Origin of the sequence: Streptomyces sp. NPDC058326 (genome assembly GCF_042879855.1) — a bacterium.
In the GTDB taxonomy this organism is placed as follows: Bacteria; Actinomycetota; Actinomycetes; order Streptomycetales; family Streptomycetaceae; genus Streptomyces.
On record NZ_JBHVZO010000003.1, the window covers coordinates 93,599 to 116,800 of the forward strand.

Here is a 23,202-nt window from a genome sequence, read left to right on the forward strand (position 1 = left end):
GGAAGACGACTCCGCTGGCCCGTTGGGGCCCTGGACAGAAGGGGACATCAGACGGCGCCGGTACGGCTCCACCGAGACGTGGCACGGGTCACGGGGGTACGGCGGCATGCCGAACCGACCGCCCCGCACAGGGGGCGGCCGGTCTTCCAGAAGCGGGGCGTCCGGACGCGCGGGCGTCGCGGAGGACGGCTCAGCGGTTGTCCGAGAGCCAGCCGTTCTGCACGGCTCGCACGCCCGCCTCGAACCGGCTCCGCGCCCCGAGCCGGGTCATCAGCTCGGAGGCAAGGCGCCGGGCGGTACGCGGCGACACCCCCAGCCGCTTGGCGATCGTCTCGTCGGTGTGGCCCTCGGCCAGCAGGACCACGACCATGGACTGCTGGTCGGTGAGCCCCTGGTCGTCGGCCCTGCTCTCCTCGTTCAGCGGCCGCGCGCCGCTCCACACGCTGTCGAACAGCGCGCACAGCGCGGTCAGCGTGCCGTGCCCGGTGAGCACCACGGCACCCTCCGCGCTGTTGTCGCTGTTCACGGGGATGACGGCGGCCTTGCGGTCGACGACGATCATCCGGGTCGGCAGCGTCGGCACCGTCCGCACCTCGCCGCCCAGCTTGGACAGCCAGCTCACGTACTGGAGGGTGTGCGGGCTGTTGCTGGCGCTGTTGAGGTAGACCGTCCGCATCCGGACACCGCGTTCGAGCAGCTCGCGGTTGAGTGGCTTCGCGGCCTCGATGTGCTCCGGCAGCTGGGGTCCGTCCGGGGCGAAGGTCATGACCTCCTCCCGCGTGTCCCGGGTGAGTGCCGCGAGCCGGTCGCGGATCTGGTCGATCCCGGTCAGCCGCTCACTGTTCGAGCGGGTGTCGGCCGGCTGCGCCTCGGCGTACTCCGCGATCAGCCGGGCCGCGGCCGCCCGTGAGTCCTCCAGCTGTTTCTGGTGCGCCGCGAGCTCGGCCTGCTGCCGTGCCATCAGCATCTGGAGCCCGACCTCGGGCGATACGGGCCACAGCTCGCCCTCCCGGTCGTAGGAGGGGCGCAGCAGGGCCAGTTCGCTCAGGGTGTCCAGTGCTCCGCGGACCTGCTCCGGTGCGAGTCCCAGTCGCTCGGCGAGTTCCGCCACACCGTCACGCGGCTGGGCGAGAAGGCCCCGGTATACGGCCTCGGCAATGGAATCGAGACCAAGCGACTTGAGCACGGTGCGTCTCCCCCCGGAGCTCTCGCAGTAAAGACAGGCCACATCATCACACGTGTGGCGCGTTTTCTATAGAAGGTGACGTGGACTGTACCGGCCATTGCCGGAATGGGACTTCTGGTGCTCTTCTCCCGTGTTCGCCCTTTTGGGAAACTGCGACATGTGTATCTCGTTCACACCGAACTCCTTAACAGGAAGGCGGGCTTGTGCATCCCTCAGAACCTCGGGGATCTCCTGCGCTCCCTGGCGCACCCCGGCGACGGCGTGGAACATGTGGTCATCCACCCCCACCCGGGCCACGGGGTGACCGTGGGCGTCTACCTGCTCGCTGACCGCCTCTTCGAAGCGGAGGAGACGGCGGCGAGGCTGTGCGGGCGCGCGGTGGCCGAGACGGGCCCGCTGCCGGGGTGGCGGGTCGGCCGTTCCGAGGCGCCCCTGCTTGCCCCGTACGGCCTCGACGGTCAGTGGTCCGAACCCTGAGAGGCGCCCGCTGACCTCTTCGGTCCAGGGCCCGTTCCGTCCACCGGATCTCTCTTCCGAAGGTGTTTCCGCTTGGCGAAGCTTTGTCGCACAGAAGGAACAACTCACGGACTTCGGAAGGGATTCATCCGGTGCTGCGCTTTCGATCCACCCGCTGGGCTGCGGTTCTCCTCACGGCCCTCGCTCTCATGACCCCGGCCCTCGCCGCCTCCGCCGACACCATGGACTCCGTCGTGAGCGGCCCCGCGCCGGACGACATGATCTGGGGCTGACGCGTGGAGGGCCGCCGGCCCCGGCGCCGTCAGGCGCGGGCCTCCCGGTGTACGGCGAACCGCCGGACGTGGCCCCGCCAGAGCGCGAGCAGGACGGGGGAACCGACCGGTTCCGGATTCGCCGCGCAGACGTCGAAGTGGCTGACCCGGCAGGTGTCGGACGGCACGGCGGACCCCAGGTCGACCGCGGTCCCGTCGCCCGCGACGCGCCAGCGGCTGCCGGCGGGGACGGCCCGGGTCGTCAGCTCGCCGGGCTCGATCATGATCCACCGCCCGCGCACCGTCCGGTGCCACTGGGCAGGGGCCCCGCACCGGCCGCAGGCCGCACCACCGGGAGCCACGGCCTCCGGCAGGACGTGACCGGGGCGCGGCTCCGGCACGAGACCACTGCCCCGCGCGTCCGGTACGAGGTGTCCTGACCGGCGTGCCTCCGGTACGAGACGTCCCGAGCGCGCGTCGGGTACGAGCCGGCCGGGACGGACCGCGAGCGTCGCCGCGTCGACAAGGCCGGCGAGAACGTCGCCCACCAGCACCGGGTCCCGGGTGGGAAGGACCGCCCCCGTCCCCTCGCACCGCGGGCAGAGGGCCATGCCGAGGCTCACGACCCACGCCGCGTACGGCGCGCCGCAGGAATCGCACTCATCACTTCGCCGGCCCGAGCCCATGCCCCGCCCCCTTGAGACCCATCAGCTCTCAGGGACCTTCCCTTTCGGCCCCGAAAACGAACGGACGTTTACGGCCACGTCCAGGCGTACCCGTCCGGCCGTGGCGCGTCACCCCCGGCGGGACGGCCGACGGCTCCCGGAACTCTCACCGAAGCACTCATATGTGCGGCTCCCCGCACGCCCGTGCGTTCGGTGCGGAAGAATGGTGCGGTGACCTCTCCCCGTGCCCCGCGCACTTCCGCCCCGGTGCCCCGGCTGATCGCCACCGACCTCGACGGCACGCTGCTGCGCGACGACAAGTCCGTCTCCGAGCGCACGGTGGCCGCCCTCGCGGCGGCCGAGCGGGCCGGGATCGAGGTCTTCTTCGTCACGGGCCGCCCGGCCCGCTGGATGGACGTCGTCAGCGACCACGTCCACGGCCACGGCCTCGCGATCTGCGCCAACGGCGCCGCGGTCGTCGACCTCCACGCGGGAGGCACCTTCCTCGAGGTCCATCCGCTGGAGCGGGCCATCGCCCTCGACGTCGTCCGTGCGCTGCGCGCCGCGACCCCCGGGACCTCGTTCGCGGTCGAGCTCACCACCGGCATCCACTACGAGCCGCACTACCCGCCGTTCCACCTCGACCCGGGCGCGACCGTCGCCACCGCCGAGAAGCTCCTCTTCGAGGAGACGCCCGGCGCCGCGGCCCCCGTGCTCAAACTGCTGGCCCAGCACCCGGAGCTCGACCCCGACGTGTTCCTGGCGACGGCGAGGGCGGCCGCCGGGGAGCGCGCCTCGTTCACCCGGTCGAGCCCGACCGCCCTCATCGAGATCAGCGCGCTCGGCGTCTCCAAGGCCTCCACGCTCGCCCTGTGCTGCGCCGAGCGCGGGATCACGGCCGCCGAGGTCGTGGCCTTCGGCGACATGCCCAACGACATCGAGATGCTGAGCTGGGCGGGCCGCTCATACGCGATGGGCAACGCCCACCCCGACGTGACCGCCGCCGCCTCCGGCCGTACGGTCTCCAACAACGAGGACGGCGTGGCCGCCGTCATCGAGCAGCTGCTCACGGAGGTACGAGCCCTCACGGAGCACCCCCGCTAGGCGCTGTCGGGAGCGAGGCCTCCGCGGAGCGCGCGCCCCCTCCCTGGAGCGGGGCCTCCCAGACCACCGTCGTGCCGCCTCCGCCGTCCCCGACGCCCGGTCCGCACCAGCTCGCGCCGCCCAGTGACTCCGCCCGTCGCGCCAGGTTGCGCAGGCCGCTGCGGCGGCCGCCCGCCGGGATGCCGATGCCGTCGTCCGCGACCGAGAGCCGTACCCCCGCCGAGCCGTCGGGCAAGGTGACACCGGCGTCGACCACGACCTCGATCCGGCTCGCCTCCGCGTGCCGGAACGCGTTGGAGAGCGCCTCGCGCAGCGCGGCGATGAGGTTCTTGCCGGTGAGGTCGCCGACCGTCGAGTCGATCGCGCCGACGAAGCGGTGCGCGGGCTTGAAGCCGAGCGGCACGGCGGCCATGTTGATCTCCCGCAGGACGCGGGTGCGCAGCCCCGAGGGCGCCTCGGCGGGTCCCTGCTGGAGTGCGAAGATCGCCGTTCGGATCTCCTGGATGGTCACGTCGAGCTCGTCGACCGCCTTCCCGACGCCGTCGCGCACGGCCGGCACGATCGACCTGCGCTGGGCGCTCTCCAGCATCATGCCGGTGGCGAAGAGCCGCTGGATCACCAGATCGTGCAGGTCACGGGCGATGCGGTCGCGGTCCTCGTACACGGCGAGGCGCTCCCGGTCCCGCTGCGCCTCGGCCATCATCAGGGCGAGCGCCGCCTGCGAGGCGAACTGGGTGGCGAGCGTCCGCTCCGCCTCCGTGAACGGGCGGGCCCCCCGCGCCCGGGGCGTGACGAGCGCGCCGAGCACCCGGCCGCCGCTCTGCAGCGGCAGCATCATGCTCGGCCCGTACGGGGAGGTCAGCCGGCTGCTCATGCGCGGGTCCTTCGACGCGTCCGCCACGAAGACCGCCTCGCCGTCCAGGAGCCGCCGCACCACGGCGCTCTCCGGCGGGATCACCACGCCCAGTGACTTGGTGGGCCGCGGCGAGGAGACGGCGACGATCTCCAGGCCGCCGTCCTCGGCGGGCAGCAGCACGATGCCCGCGTCCGCGTCGGCGAGCCGGCGGGCCTGCTCGGCGACGACCGTGAGGGCGTCGTCCGCGTCACCGCCGGAGAGCAGCGCGGTGGTGACGGCGACGGAGCCGTCGATCCACCGCTCGCGCTGCCGGGCGGCCTCGTACAGCCGGGCGTTGCCGATGGCGATGCCGGCCTCGGTGGCAAGCACCCGGACCATGTGCGCGTCGTTGTCGTTGAACTCACCGCCGCCGCGCTTCTCCGCGAGGTACAGATTGCCGAAGATCTCGCCCTGGACCCGGATGGGGACGCCGAGGAAGCTCGCCATCGGGGGATGCCCGGCCGGGAAGCCCGCCGAGCGCGGGTCTGTGGACAGATCGGCGAGCCGGATCGTCTCGGGCTCGCGGATCAGCGCGCCGAGCAGTCCGGCGCGGCCGTCGGGGCGGCGCCCGATCCGGCGGGCCAGGTCCTCGTCGACGCCGAAGGTGACGAAGTCCGACAGGCCTTCGCCCTCCTCGTCGACGACGCCGATCGCCGCGTAACGGGCGTCGGCGAGTTCGGCGGCGGTCTCACAGATGCGGTCGAGGGTGGAGTGGAGTTCGAGCCCGGTACCGACCGAGCGCATGGCCTCCAGAAGCTGCGGCACGCGGGCGGTGAGCTCGGTGGACAGCCCCTGGAGGCTGCGGGCGGCCTGCGCGGCGGCCTCCAGGGGGTCCGGGGCGTCGGACGCTGCGGCGGTCATGGACCTGAGCCTAGTAAGTCCTATTTGGCGAGAAAAGTCGGCCTGCCCGTGCCGGCCACCGCGGAGGTGGCGAGCAGATCGGTCTCCTGCTCCCGCTCCAGCATCCGGCGCAGCGGCCCTTCCGCCTCGGCCAGTTCCGCGTACGGGCCGCGCTGCACGGTCCGCCCCTCGTCCAGGACGAGCACCTCGTCGACGGCGTCGAGACCGTGCAGACGGTGGGTGATGAGGAGGGTCGTACGGCCCTCGGTGGCCCGGAGCAGGTCGTCGGTGAGCGCGTCGGCGGTGGCCAGGTCCAGGTGTTCGGCCGGCTCGTCGAGGACGAGGACGGGGAAGTCGGCGAGGAGCGCGCGGGCCAGCGCCAGGCGCTGCCGCTGCCCGCCGGAGAGCCGGGAGCCGTGCTCGCCCACGAGGGTGCCGAGCCCGTCGGGAAGGCCGTCCACCCAGTCGAGCAGCCGGGCCCTGCGCAGCGCCTCGCGCAGCTCCTCGTCACTCGCCCCGGTGCGGGCGAGCCGCAGGTTCTCGCGGACGGAGCTGTCGAAGAGGTGCGCGTCCTGCGCGCAGAGGCCGACGAGCCGCCGGACCGCGTCGCCGTCCAGCTCCCGGGCGGGCACGCCGCCGAGGCGGTACGTGCCGTTCTCCACGTCCAGGAAGCGGAGCAGCACCTGGGCGAGCGTGGTCTTGCCGGAGCCGGAGGCGCCGACCACGGCGACCCGGCGCCCGGCCTCCAGGGTGAGCCGGAAGTCGGCGAGCGCCGCCCGTTCCTGGCCGGCGTGCCGGGCCGAGAGCCCGTCCAGTTCCAGCGGGAACGGACTCGCCGGGGGAGTCCCGGGTGCGGCCGGCTCGTGTACGGGGACGGGGGCGTCGAGCACCTCGAAGACCCGCTCGGCACTGTGCTTCACGCGCTGCCGGTACTGCACGGCGAGCGGCAGTCCCGTGACGGCCTCGAAGGCGGCGAGCGGGGTCAGCACGACCACGGCAAGGGCCACCCCGTCGAGCCGCCCGTCCCGTACGGCCTGGACGCCGACGACCGCGGCGGCCACCACCGTGAGCCCGCACACCAGGGCGGAGAGCCCGGACCCGAGCGCGGTGGCGGCGGCCTGCCGGGAGGCGATGCCGGTGAGGGCACGGTCGGCGGTCCGGGCCCGTTCGACACGGCTCCGCAGGGCCCCGGCCACCGTCAGTTCGGCGCAGCCGCGGAGCAGGTCGGCCACGGCGGTCGCCAGGGCGCCCCGCGCGGGAGCGAGCCGCTGTTCGGCCCGGCGGGCGAGCGCCCCGGCGGCCAGGGGGACGAGGACACCCGCGACAAGGAGGCCCACGGCGAGCACCGCGCCGGCCTCGGGCAGCAGCCAGGCGGTGAACCCGGCGGACGCGACGCCCACGAGGAGCGCGGCGCCCGCGGGGAGCAGCCAGCGGAGCCAGTAGTCCTGGAGGGCGTCGACGTCCTGCACAAGCCGGGCGAGCAGGTCGCCGCGATGGGTGCGGCGGAGCCCGGCGGGGGCGATCCGCTCGAGCCGTCCGTAGACGGAGACCCGGAGTTCGGCGAGCATCCGGAGGACGGCGTCGTGCGCGACGAGCCGCTCGGCGTACCGGAACACGGCCCGCCCGATACCGAAGGCGCGCGTGGCGGTGACGGCCACCATCAGATGCAGCACGGGCGGCTGTTCGGAGGCGCGGGAGATGAGCCAGCCGGACACGGCCATGAGCCCGACGGCGGAACCGAGGGCAAGGCTCCCGAGCAACAGCGCAAGCCCCATCCGCCCCTTGAGCTCCCCGGCCATGTCCCGCACCCGCCCCAGCACGGACCCACGGGTGGGGGCTGCGCCGTCCACACCGGTCGTGGGCAGGCCGTCCGCACCGGTCGTGGGCATCTGTCCCGAGCCGGACCCGGCGCCCCCCGCGCCTTGGTCCACCCCGACCGCCTCCGCCACGACAGCGCCCTCGCCCCGCGGCGCCCCCACGGCTGTGGCTCCCTTCGAAAGCGAGTCCGCACCCACCGGGGGCGCCAGCGACACCACCCGGTCCGCGACAGCCAGCAGCGCCGGCCGGTGCACGACCAGCAGCACCGTCCGCCCCGCCGCGAGGCGACGGACCGCGTCCACCACCCCCGCCTCCGTCGCCCCGTCCAGCGCCGCCGTCGGCTCGTCGAGCAGCAGCAGCGGCCGGTCGGCCAGGAACGCCCGGGCCAGCGCGAGGCGCTGCCGCTGCCCGGCCGAGAGCCCGGCACCGTCTTCGCCGAGCAGCGTGTCGAACCCCTGCGGGAGCCCCGCGACGAACCCGTCCGCCCCGGCGTCCCGCAGAGCCTCCCGTACCGCCTCGTCGGAGGCGTCCGGGCGGGCGAGGCGGACGTTCTCGGCGATCGTCCCCGCGAAGAGGTACGGCCGCTGCGGCACCCAGGCGATCCGGTTCCGCCACTCCTCCAGGTCGAGCGACCCCAGGTCGGCGCCCCCGACCCGCACCGAGCCGCCCTCCTCAGGGACGGCGAACCCGAGCACGACATCGAGCAGCGTCGACTTCCCCGCGCCGCTCGGCCCGACCAGGGCCACCGTCTCCCCCGGCTCGACCGTCAGCGTGGCCGCGTCGAGCGAGGGTTCGGCGCGCCCGGCGTGACGTACCGTCACCCTTTCCAGCTCAAGCCGGACGGAGTCCGGGACGGCACCCGTGCCCCCCTCCCGTACCGGCTGCTCCAGGACGTCGAAGATCTCCTCCGCCGCCGCGAGCCCCTCCGCCGCCGCGTGGAACTGCGCTCCCACCTGCCGCAACGGCAGATACGCCTCGGGCGCGAGGATCAGGATGACGAGCCCGATGTACAGATCGAGGTCGCCGTGGACGAGCCGCATGCCGATGGTGACCGCGACAAGCGCGACCGACAGTGTCGCGAGGAGCTCCAGGGCGAAGGAGGAGAGGAAGGCGATCCGCAGCGTGCGCATCGTCGCCCGGCGGTACTCCGAGGTGATCGCGCGGATCGACTCGGCCTGGGCCTTCGCCCGGCCGAAGATCTTGAGGGTCGGAAGCCCGGCCACCACGTCGAGGAAGTGGCCGGAGAGCCGGGAGAGCAGCTTCCACTGCCGGTCCATCCGGGCCTGGGTGTACCAGCCGATGAGGATCATGAAGACCGGGATGAGCGGCAGGGTGACGACGATGATCGCCGCCGAGACCCAGTCCTCGGTGACGATCCGGGCCAGGACCGCCACCGGTACGACGACCGCGAGACCCAGCTGGGGCAGATAGCGGGCGAAGTAGTCGTCGAGGGCGTCCACTCCCCGCGTCGCGAGGGCGATCAGCGAACCGGCCCGCTGGCCACTCAGCCAGCCCGGCCCCAGCGCGGCCGCGTGGTCGAGCAGCCGGCCGCGGAGTTCGGACTTGACCGCCGCGCTCGCCCGATGGGCGGCGAGCTCGGTCAGCCAGGAGACCAGCCCGCGCGCCACCGCGACGCCCGCGAGCAGCAGCAGGGCGCCGGTCAGTTCGGAGACCGCCCGGCCCTGCTGGAAGGACCCCACCACGATCTCGGCGATCAGCATCGCCTGGGCGATGACCAGCGCCGCCCCGACGAGGCCGAGGAACACCACCGCGAGCAGGAAGACACGGGTGGCCCTGGCGTACCGGAGCAGACGCGGATCGATCGGTTTCACGTGAAACATGCTCCCTGTGAAGGGCCGGCCAGGAGGTCCGGCGGGTCGGCGCCGGACATCTCCTAGTGGGCGTCGGCGATGTGCTGCGTACCGAGCCGCTTGCGGAAGACCCAGTAGGTCCAGCTCTGGTAGAGCAGCACCAGCGGGGTCGCGATCGCCGCGCACCAGGTCATGATCTTGAGCGTGTACGGGCTCGACGACGCGTTCGTCACGGTAAGGCTCCACCCCGGGTTGAGGGAGGACGGCATGACGTCCGGGAAGAGCCCGAGGAAGAGCATCCCCACGGCGGCGGCGATGGTGATGCCCGAGAGGGCGAACGACCAGCCCTCACGCCCCACCGTGATGGCGCCGATCGCACCGATCAGGGCCACCACGGCGACCAGCATCGCCGCGAGGCTCCACCCGTTCCCCGTGTCGAGCTGCGTCCAGCCCAGGAAGACCGACGCGAGAACCGCCGTGACCAGGCCCAGCTTGAGCGCGAGCGCCCGGGCCCGCGTACGGATGTCACCGATCGTCTTGAGCGAGGCGAAGACCGCGCCGTGGAAGGTGAAGAGGGTCAGTGTGACCAGGCCGCCGAGGAGCGCGTACGGGTTGAGCAGCTCCCAGAAGCCGCCGACGTACTCCATGTCCGCGTCGATCTTCACGCCCCGGACGATGTTGCCGAAGGCCACGCCCCAGAGGAAGGCGGGGATCAGCGAGGTCCAGAAGATGGCCTGTTCCCAGTTGCGCTGCCAGTTCTCCTCGGGCCGCTTCGCCCGGTACTCGAAGGCGACGCCCCGGATGATCAGACAGACCAGAATGATCAGCAGCGGCAGGTAGAAGCCGGAGAAGAGCGTCGCGTACCACTCGGGGAACGCGGCGAAGGTCGCCCCGCCGGCGGTGAGCAGCCACACCTCGTTGCCGTCCCAGACGGGTCCGATGGTGTTGATGAGGACCCGCTTCTCGACCCGGTCGCGGGCGAGCAGCTTGGTCAGGACTCCGATCCCGAAGTCGAAACCCTCCAGGAAGAAGTAGCCGATCCAGAGGACGGCGATGAGTACGAACCAGACGTCGTGGAGTTCCATGCCTCGATCTCCTCAGCCTCAGTACGAGAAGGCCATGGGACGGTCGGGGTCACGAGAGTCCCCGCCGATCTTGGTGGGCGGGTTGAGGTCGTCCTCGGTGAGCTCCGGCGGTCCCGCCTTGATGTACTTCACGAGGAGCTTGACCTCGATCACGGCGAGGACGGCGTAGAGCGCCGTGAAGACGGTCATCGAGGTGAGCACCTCAGCCGTCGTGGTGCCGGGGGAGACCGCGTCCCGGGTGCGCAGCACGCCGTAGACGACCCAGGGCTGACGGCCCATCTCGGTGAAGATCCAGCCCCAGGCGTTGGCGATGAGCGGGAACGCCATGGTCCAGAGGGCGATGATCCAATACCACTTGCCGAGGCGGGGGCTGAGTGCCTTCCGCCTGAACAGGACCAGGTTCGGCACCTCGTCCTCACCGGTCCGCATCCCCGGCGCCAGCATGAACTTCCGCCGGGTCAGCCAGAGGCCGATCATGCCGATCGTCAGCGAGGCCATGCCGAAGCCGATCATCCAGCGGAATCCCCAGTAGGCGACGGGGATGTTGGGCCGGTAGTCGCCGGGGCCGAACTTCTCCTGCTCGGCCTTGTTGATGTCGTTGATGCCGGGGACGTACGAGGTGAAGTCGTCGTTCGCGAGGAAGGACAGCAGACCGGGGATCTCGACGGCGACCTTGTTGTGCCCCTTCTCGACATCGCCGTAGGCGAAGATCGAGAAGGGTGCGGGCGCCTCGCCGTCCCAGAGCGCCTCGGCGGCGGCCATCTTCATCGGCTGCTGCTTGAACATGACCTTGCCGAGCATGTCCCCGCTGATGGCGGTGCCGAGTCCGGCGATGACCAGGGTGATCAGGCCCAGCCGCAGCGAGGTCCGCATCACCGGGATGTGCTTCTTGCGGGCCAGGTGGAAGGCGGAGATGCCGACCATGAACGCGCCGCCGACCAGGAAGGCGGCCGTCATGGTGTGGAAGAACTGGGTGAGCGCGGTGTTCTGGGTGAGCACCTGCCAGAAGTCGGTGAGCTCCGCCCGGCCGCGCTCCTCGTTGATGCGGTAGCCCACCGGGTGCTGCATCCAGGAGTTGGCCGCGAGGATGAAGTACGCGGAGAGGATGGTGCCGATCGACACCATCCATATGCAGCCGAGGTGGATCTTCTTCGGGAGCTTGTCCCAGCCGAAGATCCACAGACCCACGAAGGTCGACTCGAAGAAGAAGGCGATGAGCGCCTCGAAGGCCAGCGGCGCGCCGAAGATGTCTCCGACGAACCGGGAGTAGTCGGACCAGTTCATGCCGAACTGGAACTCCTGCACGATGCCGGTGACGACACCCATGGCGATGTTGATCAGGAACAGCTTGCCCCAGAACTTCGTCGCCCTGAGGTACTTCTCGTTCTCCGTCCGCACCCAGGCGGTCTGCAGCCCGGCGGTGAGCGCGGCGAGGGAGATCGTCAGGGGGACGAAGAGGAAGTGGTAGACGGTGGTGATGCCGAACTGCCAGCGCGCCAACGTCTCTGGCGCCAGAGCGAGGTCCACGTCGTTGTCTCCTTACATCGCCGCGATCACATCGGCAGTCCACCCTCCCGATCCCACCCATAACGGGAGGAAACAGAAGAGCTTGTGAACGCGTTCACATTCACAAGCTATTATGGCTCATACGAAATCCGTATCGTCAACCGGGGTCCCCTCGATCCGGACAAGGCCGCATACCAGGGCATGTACAGGCGAAAGCCCCCACGAGCGGAGCGCTCGCGGGGGCCTGGTCCAGCAGGTGGGGCAGCCGGTCAGCTCTCCTTGCGGAAGCCTTCCGCCGCCTTCAGGAACAGGTCGTTCGCCTCGGTCTCGCCGATCGTCACGCGCACGCCCTCGCCCGCGAAGGGCCGGACCATCACACCGTGCCGCTCGCACTCCGCCGCGAAGTCGGCCGTCCGCTCGCCCAGCCGCAGCCAGACGAAGTTCGCCTGCGTGTCGGGGACGGTCCAGCCCTGGGCCACGAGCCCCGCGTGGACCCGCTCGCGCTCGGCCACCAGCGAGCCGACCCGGCCGAGCAGCTCGTCCTCGGCCCGCAGCGAGGCCACCGCCGCGTCCTGCGCCAGCTGGCTCACCCCGAACGGCACCGCCGTCTTGCGCAGCGCGGCCGCCACCGGCTCGTGGGCGACCGCGAAGCCGACCCGCAGACCCGCCAGGCCGTACGCCTTGGAGAAGGTCCGCAGGACGGCGACGTTCGGCCGGTCCCGGTACAGCTCGATGCCGTCCGGAATCTCCGTGTCGCGGACGAACTCGCGGTACGCCTCGTCGATCACCACGAGGACGTCGGAGGGCACCCGGTCGAGGAAGCGCTCCAGCTCGGCCCTGCGCACCGCGGTGCCCGTGGGGTTGTTGGGGTTGCAGACGAAGATCAGCCGGGTCCGGTCGGTGATCGCCTCGGCCATCGCGTCGAGGTCGTGCACCTCCCCCTCGGTCAGCGGCACCTGCACCGAGGTGGCCCCGCTGATCTGCGTGATGATCGGGTACGCCTCGAAGGACCGCCAGGCGTAGATGACCTCGTCACCGGGGCCCGAGGTCGCCTGGAGCAGCGACTGGGCGACGCCGACCGAGCCGGTCCCCGTGGCCAGGTGCGAGACGGGCACGCCGAAGCGGTCGGCCAGCTCCTCCATCAGCCCGGTGCAGGCCATGTCGGGGTAGCGGTTGAAGTTCGACGCGGCGGCCAGCGTGCTCTCCATGACCCCCGGCAGCGGCGGGTACGGATTCTCGTTGGAGGACAGCTTGAAGGCCACGGGACCACCCGCGGCCGCCGGCCTGCCCGGCTTGTAGGTGGGAACGCCGTCCAGCTCGGCGCGCAGCTTCGGGCCGCCCGTACTCGTCCCGCTGGTCTCGCTCACTGTGTGGCCTCCTCGACCGTCCGTACCGCCAATACTCCTCACCTTAAGAGGATTCGCCTCCCGTGCGAATGGGCTGTGGACAACAGGAGGGACACGCTGTGGACACAGCCTCCCGAAGCGGCCCGCCGAGGGGGGAGCGCGCGCCAGGGTGGCGTGCGCCGGTGGCGAGCGCCGTGGCGCGCATCCCCCGTAGAGGTGAGTTGAGACCTCTTCGAGACCTCGCCCTCACGCCAGGCCGACACCGTTCAACAACCATAGGTCTCATGTAAAAGACCCCAACTACCTTCGATTCACTGCCTCTTGACTCCTATCGACCATGCAGAAACGTGCCTGTCAACGCCTGCATATGCGACCGTCTCCACCACCTCCCATCGCCCTACTATCGGCTCGCCATGACAGCAGCAGGGAAGCACCAGGTGAGCCGGGCACAGACCCGGGGAAGCCGGCAGGGCCGGGCGGGCATCCGGGACGTGGCCGCCGCCGCCGGGGTCTCCATCACGACTGTCTCCGACGCGCTCAACGGCAAGGGCAGACTCCCCGACGCCACCCGCCGGCACGTGCGCGAAGTCGCCGACCGGCTGGGCTACCGCCCGTCCGCGGCGGCCCGCACGCTCCGCACCGGGAAGTCGGGACTCATCGGCCTGACCGTGACCACGTACGGGGATGAACCTTTCACCTTCACCGAATTCGCGTACTTCGCGGAGATGGCCAGAGCAGCCACATCGGCGGCGCTCGCCCGGGGCTACGCCCTGGTCATCCTCCCCGCCACCTCCCGCCATGACGTCTGGTCGAACGTCGCCCTCGACGGCACCGTCGTCATCGACCCCTCCGACCACGACCCGGTCGTCACCGAACTGGTCCGCCAGGGCCTGCCCGTCGTCTCCGACGGACGCCCCGCCGGCACCCTTCCGGTCACCGCCTGGGTCGACAACGACCACGAAGCCGCCGTCCTCGACCTGCTCGACCACCTCGCCGACGCCGGCGCCCGCCGCATCGGACTCCTCACCGGAACCACCACCGACACCTACACCCGCCTGTCCACCACCGCGTACCTCAACTGGTGCGAGCGGGTCGGCCAGGACCCCGTCTACGAGGCCTATCCGGCGCACGACCCGTGCGCGGGCGCCGTCGCGGCCGACCGGCTGCTCGCCCGACCCGACCGGCCCGACGCCGTCTACGGCCTCTTCGACCCCAACGGGACGGACCTCCTGGCGGCCGCCCGCCGCTACGGACTGCGCGTCCCCGACGACCTGCTGCTCGTCTGCTGCAGCGAGTCGACCGTCTACGCCACCACCGAACCGCCCATCACGACGCTCTCGCTCAAGCCACGCCGCATCGGCACGGCCGTCGTCCAACTCCTCATCGACGCCATCGAGGGGAACGACACCGACGGACCGGTCGAGCAGGTGATACCGACCGAACTCATCGTCCGCACCTCATCGCAGCGCCGGCCCCCCCGTACGACGGTCAGCCCGCCGCGCTCACCCGCGAAGGACTGACTCCGTCCCATCGCCTCACCGCGTCCGCCGTCCCCGCCCCTGCCCGTGGGCGGGGACGGCGAAACCGGCCACCGAACCGGCCACAACCCTGGATTCGACCTTCTCAATTCGGGCGAAACAACCGGTGAACCCGGAGTGGACCCGGATTCACCACCCCTGGTGCGTCACACAGGAGGAACCTCATTCCTATGATGGGCGCACGACACCGCGGACCTCCCCGACCAGGCCGGTCCGCGATGTGCAGGGCATCGCGACCGTGGTGGAGGGGTCCATGACTCAGGGGGCCGGGCAGGAGCCCGTGGTGCGCACGGCGACATTGCGTGACTTCCGCGTACCGCCGTACGCCCGGGTGCCCGTACAGGGCCATGCCACCGAACCGACGGCCGCGGAGCCTCTGCCGGTGTCCCCACCGGCCGAGAACCCCGCCGCGCCCGCACCCCCGCAGGCCGCGCCGGCGACCCCACCGCCCGCACCGTCCGCACCCCCGCGGACCGCCCCGGCGCCTGCCGCCGCACCGGCACCGCCGCAGGCAGCGCCCGCGCCCACCGGGCCCTCGGCCGTGTCCACCACGCCGACGCCCACCGCGCCCATGCCCGCCGATCCGACCCTCCACCTGGGACGCCGTGCCGCCCCCGCGTACCCCGCCGCGGCCGGTTCCTCCATCGTCTCCGTCGCCACCGGCCACCCCGGCAACGCCTACCCCGAGGGCGCGATGCCCGACGGGTACACCCCGACCGAGCGCGACCTCCCGGTCATCAAGCGCGGTGACACCGTCCAGGTCCCGGTCGCCACCGAGCCCGCCACCGCCGCCGAGCCCGCCCCCGCGAGCGGCGAGGGCCCCGGCCCGCTCTACGTCGTCGGCGACGTCCACGGCTACCTCGACGAGCTCGTCGCCGCTCTGCGCGCCCAGGGCCTCATCGACGAGAACGGCGGCTGGGCCGCCGGCAACGCCCGCCTCTGGTTCCTCGGCGACTTCACCGACCGCGGCCCCGACGGCATCGGCGTCATCGACCTCGTCATGCGGCTCTCCGCCGAGGCGGCCGCCGCCGGCGGCTACTGCAAGGCCCTGATGGGCAACCACGAGCTGCTGCTCATCGGCGCCAAGCGCTTCGGCGACACGCCGGTGAACTCCGGCGCGGGCACCGCCACCTTCCAGGCCGCCTGGCTGCTCAACGGCGGTCAGAAGCACGACATGGACCGGCTCCAGGACGTCCACCTCCAGTGGATGTCCCGGCTCGACGCCGTGGTGCGCGAGGACGACCACCTCCTCCTGCACTCCGACACCACCGCGTACCTCGAATACGGCGAGACCATCGAGGACGTCAACGACACGGTCCACGAGATCCTCAACCGGAACGACGCCGACGAGGTCTGGGACGTCTTCCGCAAGTTCACCAAGCGCTTCGCCTTCCGCGACGAAGGCGGTCCGCAGGCCGTCCAGGAGCTGCTCTCCACCTACGGAGGCCACCGGATCGTCCACGGCCACAGCCCGATCCCCTACCTCCTCGGCCAGGTCGGCACGGAGGAAGGCGAGGACAGCGCGGGCCCGGTCGTCGACGGACCGCATGTGTACGCGGACGGTCTGGCGATCGCCATGGACGGCGGAGTGACCATGGCCGGAAAGCTGCTGGTCGTCCAACTCCCCCTGGACCGCTGAGGCATCACCCTGCGCATCCGGGGAAGGCGAATTCCGGAAACACCCTGTCAGCGCGTGGCACCGCCGCAATACCATCGGGTCCATCCGTAGCAGGCTCTCCTCCGTTTCTGCCCGACCCACCGTTCCTCACGGCTGAACCGGGCCCACGGAGCATCGGGGGATGCACATGAACGTGGCTCCGCACCTGCTGACCGAGGATCGCGCCGAGTACGAGCGGGTCCTCGACGACGCACTGAGCACCGCCCACGCACGTCCGGAACTCTCCGGGGCCGGGACCCGGCTCACGCACGCGCAGCTGCGTGCCATGACGCTGAACGCGACGGCGCTGGTGACGAGCGCGGCGGCGAGCGAGTACGAGCACTTCGTGAAGGTCCGTGAGGAGAACCGCGCGGCCCTCGGGAGCCGGGCGCCGGCCCCCTCCGACCGCCCCGGGCCCGGCGCGGGTGTCGTCGCGATCTTCACCGTCATGGTGCCGGTCCTCGCGGGGGCCGCAGCCGTCATATTCCTGCTGGTCGGCGCGGTGCTCCGGGCCCTCGCCCCGAGTCTGGTATTCGGCGCGACGCTGCTGACGGCCGGCCTGGTCTTCGGCGTCCTGGCCGCTGCCGGGCTGCTCTGCGCGGCCGTCGGGCTCCTCATGACGGCCCTGCGCAACCGCCCGGCCGAGGTGAGCACGGGAACCGCACCGGACGACGAGCTGTCCCTCGCCCGCGAGGCCTGGCGCCGCGCCCTCCTCGAGCGCGGCATCCTCCCGTTCCTCCGCGACGTCCTCGCGGCCACCGCCCCACCCGCCCCGCCGCCACCGCCCCTTCCCTGACACACCGCCGGCCCGCGACTCCCCCGGGGCCGCGGGCCGGCTCACGCGCCGGGGAAGGTCAGTCCGCCAGCGGCAGGTAGACGCGATTGCCGCTCGCGGCGAACTCCGCGGACTTCTCCGCCATGCCGGCCTCGATCTCCTGCTGCGTACCGCCGTGCTCACGACGGATGTCCTGCGAGATCTTCATCGAGCAGAACTTCGGACCGCACATCGAGCAGAAGTGCGCGGTCTTCGCGGGCTCCGCCGGCAGCGTCTCGTCGTGGAACTCGCGCGCGGTGTCCGGGTCGAGCGCCAGGTTGAACTGGTCCTCCCAGCGGAACTCGAACCGCGCGTCCGACAGCGCGTCGTCCCACTCCTGCGCGCCCGGGTGCCCCTTGGCGAGGTCCGCCGCATGGGCCGCGATCTTGTACGTGATGACTCCGGTCTTCACGTCGTCACGGTTCGGCAGGCCGAGGTGCTCCTTGGGCGTGACGTAACAGAGCATCGCCGTGCCCCACCAGGCGATCATCGCCGCGCCGATGCCGGAGGTGATGTGGTCGTACGCGGGCGCGACATCCGTGGTCAGCGGGCCGAGCGTGTAGAACGGCGCCTCCTCGCAGATCTCCTGCTGGAGGTCGATGTTCTCCTTGATCTTGTGCATCGGGACGTGCCCGGGGCCCTCGATCATCGCCTGCACGTTGTGGCGCTTGGCGATCGTGTTGAGCTCGCCGAGCGTGCGCAGTTCCGCGAACTGGGCCTCGTCGTTGGCGTCCGCGATCGAGCCGGGGCGCAGCCCGTCGCCGAGCGAGTACGTGACGTCGTACGCCGCCAGGATGTCGCAGAGCTCCTCGAAGTTCGTGTAGAGGAAGTTCTCCTTGTGGTGCGCGAGACACCAGGCGGCCATGATCGAGCCGCCGCGCGAGACGATGCCGGTCTTGCGGCGCGCGGTGAGCGGGACGTACGGCAGGAGTACGCCGGCGTGCACCGTCATGTAGTCCACGCCCTGCTCGGCCTGTTCGATGACCGTGTCCTTGTAGATCTCCCAGGTCAGGTCCTCGGCCCTGCCGTCGACCTTCTCCAGGGCCTGGTAGAGCGGCACGGTGCCGATCGGCACGGGGGAGTTGCGCAGCACCCATTCGCGGGTGGTGTGGATGTTCCGGCCGGTGGACAGGTCCATGACCGTGTCGGCGCCCCACTTGGTCGCCCAGGTCATCTTCTCCACCTCCTCCTCGATGGAGGAGGTGACGGCGGAGTTGCCGATGTTGGCGTTGACCTTCACCAGGAACCGCTTGCCGATGATCATCGGCTCGATCTCCGGGTGGTTGACGTTCGCCGGGAGCACCGCGCGGCCCGCGGCGATCTCCTCCCGTACGACCTCGGGGGAGACGTTCTCGCGGATCGCGACGTACTCCATCTCCGGGGTGATCTCGCCCCGGCGTGCGTACGCGAGCTGCGTCACCGCCTGGCCGTCGCGGCCCCTGCGCGGCAGCCGCGGGCGGCCGGGGAAGACGGCGTCGAGGTTCTTCAGCCCGCCGCCGCGCGGCGAGGTGTGCTTGATGCCGTCGTCCTCGGGGCGGGCCGGGCGGCCCGCGTACTCCTCGGTGTCGCCCCGCGCGATGATCCAGTTCTCGCGCAGCGGCGGAAGCCCCCGCCGTACGTCGGTGTCGACGGTGGGGTCGGTGTACGGGCCGGACGTGTCGTACAGCGTGACGTCCCTGCCGTTGGTGAGGTGCACCTGACGGACCGGCACCCGGAGGTCGGGGCGCGAGCCCTGGACGTACCCCTTGTGCCAGCCCGGCGTGCGCTCGCCGTCGGTGGAGGTGCCGTCCTGGTCGGAGGCAGGCGTGCGTGCATCCTGAATGGTCATGAGACCGATCTCCCTACGCCGGCATTACCCGGTAACAGGTTCGGCGGTCGGCGCAGCCTCTTCCCGTACGTGCGTACGGTGATCAGCGCCCTCTCAGCCCGGTGCTCCGAGCTCCCGCGTGTGCAAAGGTGCCACCACGCTAGCGCCATCCCTGGCGTGCTGAACAGTGGGCCCCCGTCGTTCTTGCGATGATCGGTCGGTGACTTCCCCCCAGCAGACTCCCGAGCCGCACGGCCACGACCACGGTCCCTCCCACGGGGCCGGCCAGGGGCATGGCCACAGCCACAGCCACGGCCCCGCCGCCCCGGTGTCCCGGCATCTGCGCAAGGTCATCGCCGCGGTCCTGATCCCCTTCGCCACGGCCGTCCTGGTCGGCCTCGCGGTGCTGTGGCCCGGTGGCGCCCCGGCCCATGAGCGCACCGGCGTCGGCTTCGACCGGCAGACCGAGCAGGGCAGGGTCGTGGCCGTCGAGCACGTCGACTGCAAGGACGTGAACGCCGCGCAGGTCCCGCCGACCGGGGACACCTCCACCCCGGAGGGACGCGAGGCGGTCGAAGCCCAGCAGGGGCAGTGCGCGAAGGCGACCGTCGAGGTGACCAGCGGTCCGGAGAAGGGGCGTACGTTCACCGAGATCGTGCAGCCGGACGCGCCGCGCCAACTGCACGAGGGGCAGGGCGTGGTGGTGGCGTACGCCCCCGACGCCCCGCGCGACCTGCAGTACTCGGTGACCGATGTGAACCGCAAGGTGCCGCTGGCGGTGCTCGCCGGCATCTTCGCCCTCGTCGTCGTGCTCGTCGGCCGGATGCGGGGCGTGATGGCGCTCATCGCCCTCGTCGCGAGCTTCCTCGTGCTCACGTTCTTCATCCTGCCGGCGATCCTGGAGGGGGCGAATCCGCTGGTGGTGGCGGTGGTCGGATCGAGCGCGATCATGCTGATCGCGCTCTACATGTGCCATGGCCTCTCGGCCCGCACCTCGGTGGCGGTGCTCGGGACGCTGATCTCGCTGCTGCTGATCGGTCTGCTCGGCTCGCTCTTCATCGGCTGGGCCTCGCTGAGCGGCAACACCGACGACAACACCGGTCTGATCCACGGCCTGTACCCGAGCATCGACATGTCCGGCCTGCTCCTCGCCGGGATCATCATCGGTTCGCTCGGTGTGCTCGACGACGTGACGGTCACCCAGACCTCGGCGGTCTGGGAACTGCACCAGGCCGATCCGGGCATGGGCCCCCGCGCGCTGTACCGGGCCGCCATCCGGATCGGCCGTGACCACATCGCCTCGGTCGTGAACACCCTGGTGCTCGCCTACGCGGGCGCCGCTCTCCCGCTGCTGCTGCTCTTCTCGATCGCGCAGAGCAGCATGGGGACGGTGGCCAACAGCGAGCTGGTCGCCGAGGAGATCGTGCGGACCCTGGTCGGATCGATCGGTCTGGTCGCCTCCGTACCGGTCACCACGGCACTCGCGGCACTGGTGGTCTCGGCCGACCGGGCGGAGGGCGAAGGGCGGCCGGGCGCGGGCGGCCGAAAGCCCACGGCGGTACGGGGCGGACGGCGCCGCCGCGCCAAGTGAGGCGTACGGGGGCGGGCGGCTCGTCGAGGCGGGCGGGCGGGTGAGGCCGGACCGGTGTGCGGAGGGCAGGTCAGGCGTACGGGGGGGCCGGTCAGGCGGCCGGTCCCGCGCTCTCCTCGGCCAGGATCCGGCCCAGTGCGGCTTCCAGGTTGTCCTCGAAGTCGCCGAGCGTCCGTTCCTGACCGAGCGGGACCAGCTTGTCCGTGCGGTCGAGGAAGGCGACCAGCGGCGGCGCGCTCGCCCGGAACAGGGCGCGGTCGCCGCCGACCTGGAGCCGGATGGAGACGTCGGAGAGTCCCTCGGGTTCCGTCGGGGCGATGTGGACATCGCCGTCCCCGCTCGGCCGGTTGATCCCGTCGAGCAGCAGCTCCCTGCCGAAGGCCCAGGTCACAGGAGCGTCTCCGGGGAGGTGGAAGGTCATCCGCACCGCGTAGGGATCCCGGGCCTCATATCGCAGTTCGACCGGGATCTTGAAGGAGAGCTCCTCGGAGACGAGGAAGCTCATCAGGACTTCGGCCTGGACGGACTCTCGCATCGTGTACCCCGCAGTAGATGAAGTAGTTGCGTAAACACAGCTGCTGAAACCTGTGACCGAAACGGCCAGGAATGATCCCCCGTGGCCCTCTTGACGCAATCGTGCTGTAAGCACTAGCAGATCACAAGGAGTGATTTTTCAGATACTGATAGAGAAAGCGAGTGAGCTGAAGAGCCGTCCGATCTCGGTGCGTAGTCGCTCGATTGCGGGCAGCAACCGTTCTTCCTGGTGGAGGGGGAGGGAAATGGCCATTGCGGCCGCTGTGGAGCCCGCCGTGATGGGGATCGCGGCACAGACCGTGCCGAGCGCATATTCCTGACGCTCCACCAGGGGTTCCATTCGCCCCAAACCGTCCAAACGCTCCAAAAGCAGACGGCGATTACGCACCGTGTACGGAGTGATGGCATCCACCGGATGGCGGTCAAGGTGGTCTTGACGAGATTTCAGATCGAGTTGACTCAGCAGGCACTGCCCGATGGCGTGCGCGTGCGCGGTCTCGCGGAAGTCGGCCCATTCCTCCACCGCGGGGGCGGAAGGGGTGTCGGCGACGGCGACGAGTTCGATCTCCCCCTCGCGGTAGAGGGCGAAGTAGACCGGCACACCGATCTCGTCCCGCCAGCGGGCAAGGGAGTCTTCGATCTTGATGCGACGATTCTGCACAGCTCCGCCGCCGGCGAGCCGGAAGGCGGCGTCCCCCAGGACGAACACACCCTTCTCGCGGCGCAGATAGCCCTCGTGCGTCAGGGTGCGGAGCAGGTGGTACGTGGTGGGCAGCGGGAGGCCCGTCTCACGGGCGAGCTGTTTGGCCGGCGCGCCGCCCTCATGGGAGGACACGGCCTCCAGAAGTCTCAGCGCCCGCTGCACCGAGCCGATCAGGGTAGGCGCAGCCGTCTGCGTAGCCATGGCCAAAGGTCACCCCCAGGCGTGACGACGGATGCACTGCACCCGCCCGCGGGGGCCGCCCCCGCGCGCCCGCCGGACCTGGGAAACCGCTGGTCAGAGCGGAGGTCTACGCCTGTAGTCCCCAACGCGGCGGAGAGATTCCACTCTAGTGGCAGCCTCTGGGGCCATGCCCTGATTCGACCAGGGCGTTCCCCCGGGCGGGCTAATACCCTCCGTCGCCTTCATACCGCTGAGTAGCTTGTGCTACCACTCCTCGCGCGAGCGGTCGGAGGAGGTGAACTTCCGTACGACATAGATCAGTCCGGCGACGAGGGCCACGAAGAGCAGCACCTTGAAGAGCAGCCCGACCACGAAGGCCAGGACGCTGGTGATCAGCCCTCCGAAGACGAGCAGCGCGAGCACCGGTATGGCGACCCACTTCACCCACCAGGGCATCCCCGCGAGAATCTCCTGCACGGCCATCGTCCTACCTCGCTCTCGAAGTCCGTTCCACGCACTCCGCGCCGAACACCTTCAGGCTAGGGGCCGGAAGAGGCCCACGGGGACGCCGCGGCCCCCGCTCTCCCCTGATCCGACCCCTAGGGGGTGTCTTGTCGATCAGGGCAGCCCAACGGATCGGGGGCTCAGCTCTCCGGCGGGGAGAAGACCACCATCACCCGCAGGTCCTCGCTGACGTGATGGAACTTGTGCTCCACCCCGGCCGGCACATAGACCACGCTCCCGCGCGCCACCTGGGTCGTCTCCGTCCCGACCGTGATCGCAGCCCGGCCGCTCACCACGAAGTACACCTCGTCCTGGCCGTGCGGCTGCTGCGGATCGAGCTCCCCGGCGTCCAGCGCGTACAGGCCCACCGACATGTTCCGCTCCCGCAGGAACTGGAGGTACGCGCCCTTGTTCGCGGCACGCTCCGCCTCCAGTTCGTCCAGTCGGAATGCCTTCATCGCCCGTCCGCCCCTGCCCTCGGCCCGATCATGTCTGCCACGATCAGACACATGATGAATTTCGTAGTCAAGACGCTCGCCAACGCGGGCGCCCTGGGAGTCGCCATCTGGCTGCTCCAGGACATCACCCTGACCGGTGAGAGCACCGGCAAGAAGGCCCTGACCCTCATTCTCGTCGCCCTGGTCTTCGGGCTCGTGAACTTCTTGGTCAAGCCCGTCGTCAAGCTGCTGACGCTGCCCCTCTTCATCCTGACGCTCGGCCTGATCACTCTCGTGGTCAACGCCCTGATGCTGCTCCTCACCTCCTGGCTCGCCGAGCAGTTCGACCTCAGCTTCCACGTGGAGGGCTTCTGGACCGCCGTGCTCGGCGGCCTGATCATCTCCGTCGTCTCGTGGGCGCTGAACGTCGTGCTCCCCGACGGCGACTGAGTG

Annotated in this window: 20 protein-coding genes and 1 riboswitch; of the genes, 8 read left to right on the forward strand and 12 right to left on the reverse strand. The window is 70.9% G+C overall.

Annotation, left to right across the window (positions count from 1 at the left end; genetic code table 11):
* Positions 1-190: 190 nt before the first annotated feature.
* Complete coding sequence (locus tag ACFVYX_RS06005) at positions 191-1,186, reverse strand: helix-turn-helix domain-containing protein (protein WP_389680128.1); 996 nt, start codon at positions 1,184-1,186, stop codon at positions 191-193.
* A 201-nt stretch (positions 1,187-1,387) separates the two neighbouring features.
* On the opposite strand from ACFVYX_RS06005, the gene ACFVYX_RS06010 reads away from it, so the two are divergent.
* Together ACFVYX_RS06010 and ACFVYX_RS06015 are read left to right on the forward strand one after the other, a co-directional pair.
* Positions 1,388-1,663 (forward strand): hypothetical protein, encoded by a 276-nt coding sequence (locus ACFVYX_RS06010; protein WP_389680129.1) that lies wholly within the window; start codon positions 1,388-1,390, stop codon positions 1,661-1,663.
* Between the two features lie 131 nt (positions 1,664-1,794).
* Positions 1,795-1,935, forward strand: a complete 141-nt coding sequence (locus tag ACFVYX_RS06015) for a hypothetical protein (protein ID WP_389680130.1) — start codon at positions 1,795-1,797, stop codon at positions 1,933-1,935.
* A gap of 29 nt (positions 1,936-1,964) precedes the next feature.
* On the opposite strand, the gene ACFVYX_RS06020 is transcribed toward ACFVYX_RS06015, so the two are convergent.
* A complete protein-coding gene (locus ACFVYX_RS06020; protein ID WP_389680131.1) occupies positions 1,965-2,537 on the reverse strand; it encodes a DUF6083 domain-containing protein in 573 nt (190 codons plus the stop codon).
* 273 nt (positions 2,538-2,810) lie between these two features.
* Here ACFVYX_RS06020 and ACFVYX_RS06025 point away from each other — a divergent pair, with 273 nt between their 5' ends.
* Positions 2,811-3,683, forward strand: coding sequence for a Cof-type HAD-IIB family hydrolase (locus tag ACFVYX_RS06025; protein ID WP_389680132.1), 873 nt, complete (start codon positions 2,811-2,813; stop codon positions 3,681-3,683).
* Here ACFVYX_RS06025 and ACFVYX_RS06030 read toward each other — a convergent pair.
* The 5 genes from ACFVYX_RS06030 to hisC form a co-directional block, all read right to left on the reverse strand.
* Complete coding sequence (locus tag ACFVYX_RS06030) at positions 3,664-5,439, reverse strand: GAF domain-containing protein (RefSeq protein ID WP_389680133.1); 1,776 nt, start codon at positions 5,437-5,439, stop codon at positions 3,664-3,666. The genes ACFVYX_RS06025 and ACFVYX_RS06030 overlap by 20 nt on opposite strands.
* Before the next feature lie 20 nt (positions 5,440-5,459).
* Positions 5,460-9,077, reverse strand: a complete 3,618-nt coding sequence (gene cydD / locus ACFVYX_RS06035; protein ID WP_389680134.1) for a thiol reductant ABC exporter subunit CydD — start codon at positions 9,075-9,077, stop codon at positions 5,460-5,462.
* A gap of 53 nt (positions 9,078-9,130) precedes the next feature.
* Positions 9,131-10,132 carry a cytochrome d ubiquinol oxidase subunit II gene (gene cydB, locus ACFVYX_RS06040; protein WP_389680135.1) on the reverse strand — a complete coding sequence of 334 codons (1,002 nt, stop codon included), beginning with the start codon at positions 10,130-10,132 and terminating at the stop codon, positions 9,131-9,133.
* Between the two features lie 18 nt (positions 10,133-10,150).
* Positions 10,151-11,659, reverse strand: coding sequence for a cytochrome ubiquinol oxidase subunit I (locus ACFVYX_RS06045; protein ID WP_389680136.1), 1,509 nt, complete (start codon positions 11,657-11,659; stop codon positions 10,151-10,153).
* A gap of 248 nt (positions 11,660-11,907) precedes the next feature.
* On the reverse strand, positions 11,908-13,005 hold the full coding sequence (gene hisC / locus ACFVYX_RS06050) for a histidinol-phosphate transaminase (protein WP_389680137.1): 1,098 nt from the start codon (positions 13,003-13,005) through the stop codon (positions 11,908-11,910).
* Between the two features lie 392 nt (positions 13,006-13,397).
* Here hisC and ACFVYX_RS06055 point away from each other — a divergent pair, with 392 nt between their 5' ends.
* From ACFVYX_RS06055 to ACFVYX_RS06065, 3 genes are all read left to right on the forward strand, one after another.
* On the forward strand, positions 13,398-14,504 hold the full coding sequence (locus ACFVYX_RS06055; RefSeq protein WP_389680138.1) for a LacI family DNA-binding transcriptional regulator: 1,107 nt from the start codon (positions 13,398-13,400) through the stop codon (positions 14,502-14,504).
* Between the two features lie 271 nt (positions 14,505-14,775).
* Positions 14,776-16,161, forward strand: coding sequence for a metallophosphoesterase (locus tag ACFVYX_RS06060; RefSeq protein WP_389680139.1), 1,386 nt, complete (start codon positions 14,776-14,778; stop codon positions 16,159-16,161).
* Positions 16,162-16,321: 160 nt separating this feature from the next.
* Positions 16,322-16,975, forward strand: coding sequence for a hypothetical protein (locus tag ACFVYX_RS06065; protein ID WP_389680140.1), 654 nt, complete (start codon positions 16,322-16,324; stop codon positions 16,973-16,975).
* Between the two features lie 58 nt (positions 16,976-17,033).
* Here the strand turns inward: ACFVYX_RS06065 and thiC are convergent, their stop codons facing one another.
* The gene (gene thiC, locus ACFVYX_RS06070) at positions 17,034-18,821 is read right to left on the reverse strand and encodes a phosphomethylpyrimidine synthase ThiC (protein ID WP_389680141.1); all 1,788 of its coding nucleotides are present in this window, start codon (positions 18,819-18,821) and stop codon (positions 17,034-17,036) included.
* Positions 18,815-18,949: riboswitch (TPP riboswitch) on the reverse strand. (Overlaps the previous gene by 7 nt.)
* A gap of 71 nt (positions 18,950-19,020) precedes the next feature.
* Between thiC and ACFVYX_RS06075 the strand changes: the two genes are divergently transcribed.
* Positions 19,021-20,391 carry a YibE/F family protein gene (locus ACFVYX_RS06075; RefSeq protein ID WP_389680142.1) on the forward strand — a complete coding sequence of 457 codons (1,371 nt, stop codon included), beginning with the start codon at positions 19,021-19,023 and terminating at the stop codon, positions 20,389-20,391.
* Positions 20,392-20,482: 91 nt separating this feature from the next.
* On the opposite strand, the gene ACFVYX_RS06080 is transcribed toward ACFVYX_RS06075, so the two are convergent.
* The 4 genes from ACFVYX_RS06080 to ACFVYX_RS06095 all read right to left on the reverse strand — a co-directional run bounded on the left by ACFVYX_RS06080 (position 20,483) and on the right by ACFVYX_RS06095 (position 22,770).
* On the reverse strand, positions 20,483-20,926 hold the full coding sequence (locus ACFVYX_RS06080) for an SsgA family sporulation/cell division regulator (protein ID WP_389680143.1): 444 nt from the start codon (positions 20,924-20,926) through the stop codon (positions 20,483-20,485).
* Positions 20,927-21,064: 138 nt separating this feature from the next.
* The gene (locus ACFVYX_RS06085; protein WP_389680144.1) at positions 21,065-21,829 is read right to left on the reverse strand and encodes an IclR family transcriptional regulator; all 765 of its coding nucleotides are present in this window, start codon (positions 21,827-21,829) and stop codon (positions 21,065-21,067) included.
* Between the two features lie 243 nt (positions 21,830-22,072).
* The gene (locus ACFVYX_RS06090; protein WP_389680586.1) at positions 22,073-22,285 is read right to left on the reverse strand and encodes a DUF5326 family protein; all 213 of its coding nucleotides are present in this window, start codon (positions 22,283-22,285) and stop codon (positions 22,073-22,075) included.
* Between the two features lie 167 nt (positions 22,286-22,452).
* Complete coding sequence (locus tag ACFVYX_RS06095; protein WP_389680145.1) at positions 22,453-22,770, reverse strand: cupin domain-containing protein; 318 nt, start codon at positions 22,768-22,770, stop codon at positions 22,453-22,455.
* A 51-nt stretch (positions 22,771-22,821) separates the two neighbouring features.
* On the opposite strand from ACFVYX_RS06095, the gene ACFVYX_RS06100 reads away from it, so the two are divergent.
* Positions 22,822-23,199 carry a phage holin family protein gene (locus ACFVYX_RS06100; protein WP_351211025.1) on the forward strand — a complete coding sequence of 126 codons (378 nt, stop codon included), beginning with the start codon at positions 22,822-22,824 and terminating at the stop codon, positions 23,197-23,199.
* Positions 23,200-23,202: the final 3 nt, after the last annotated feature.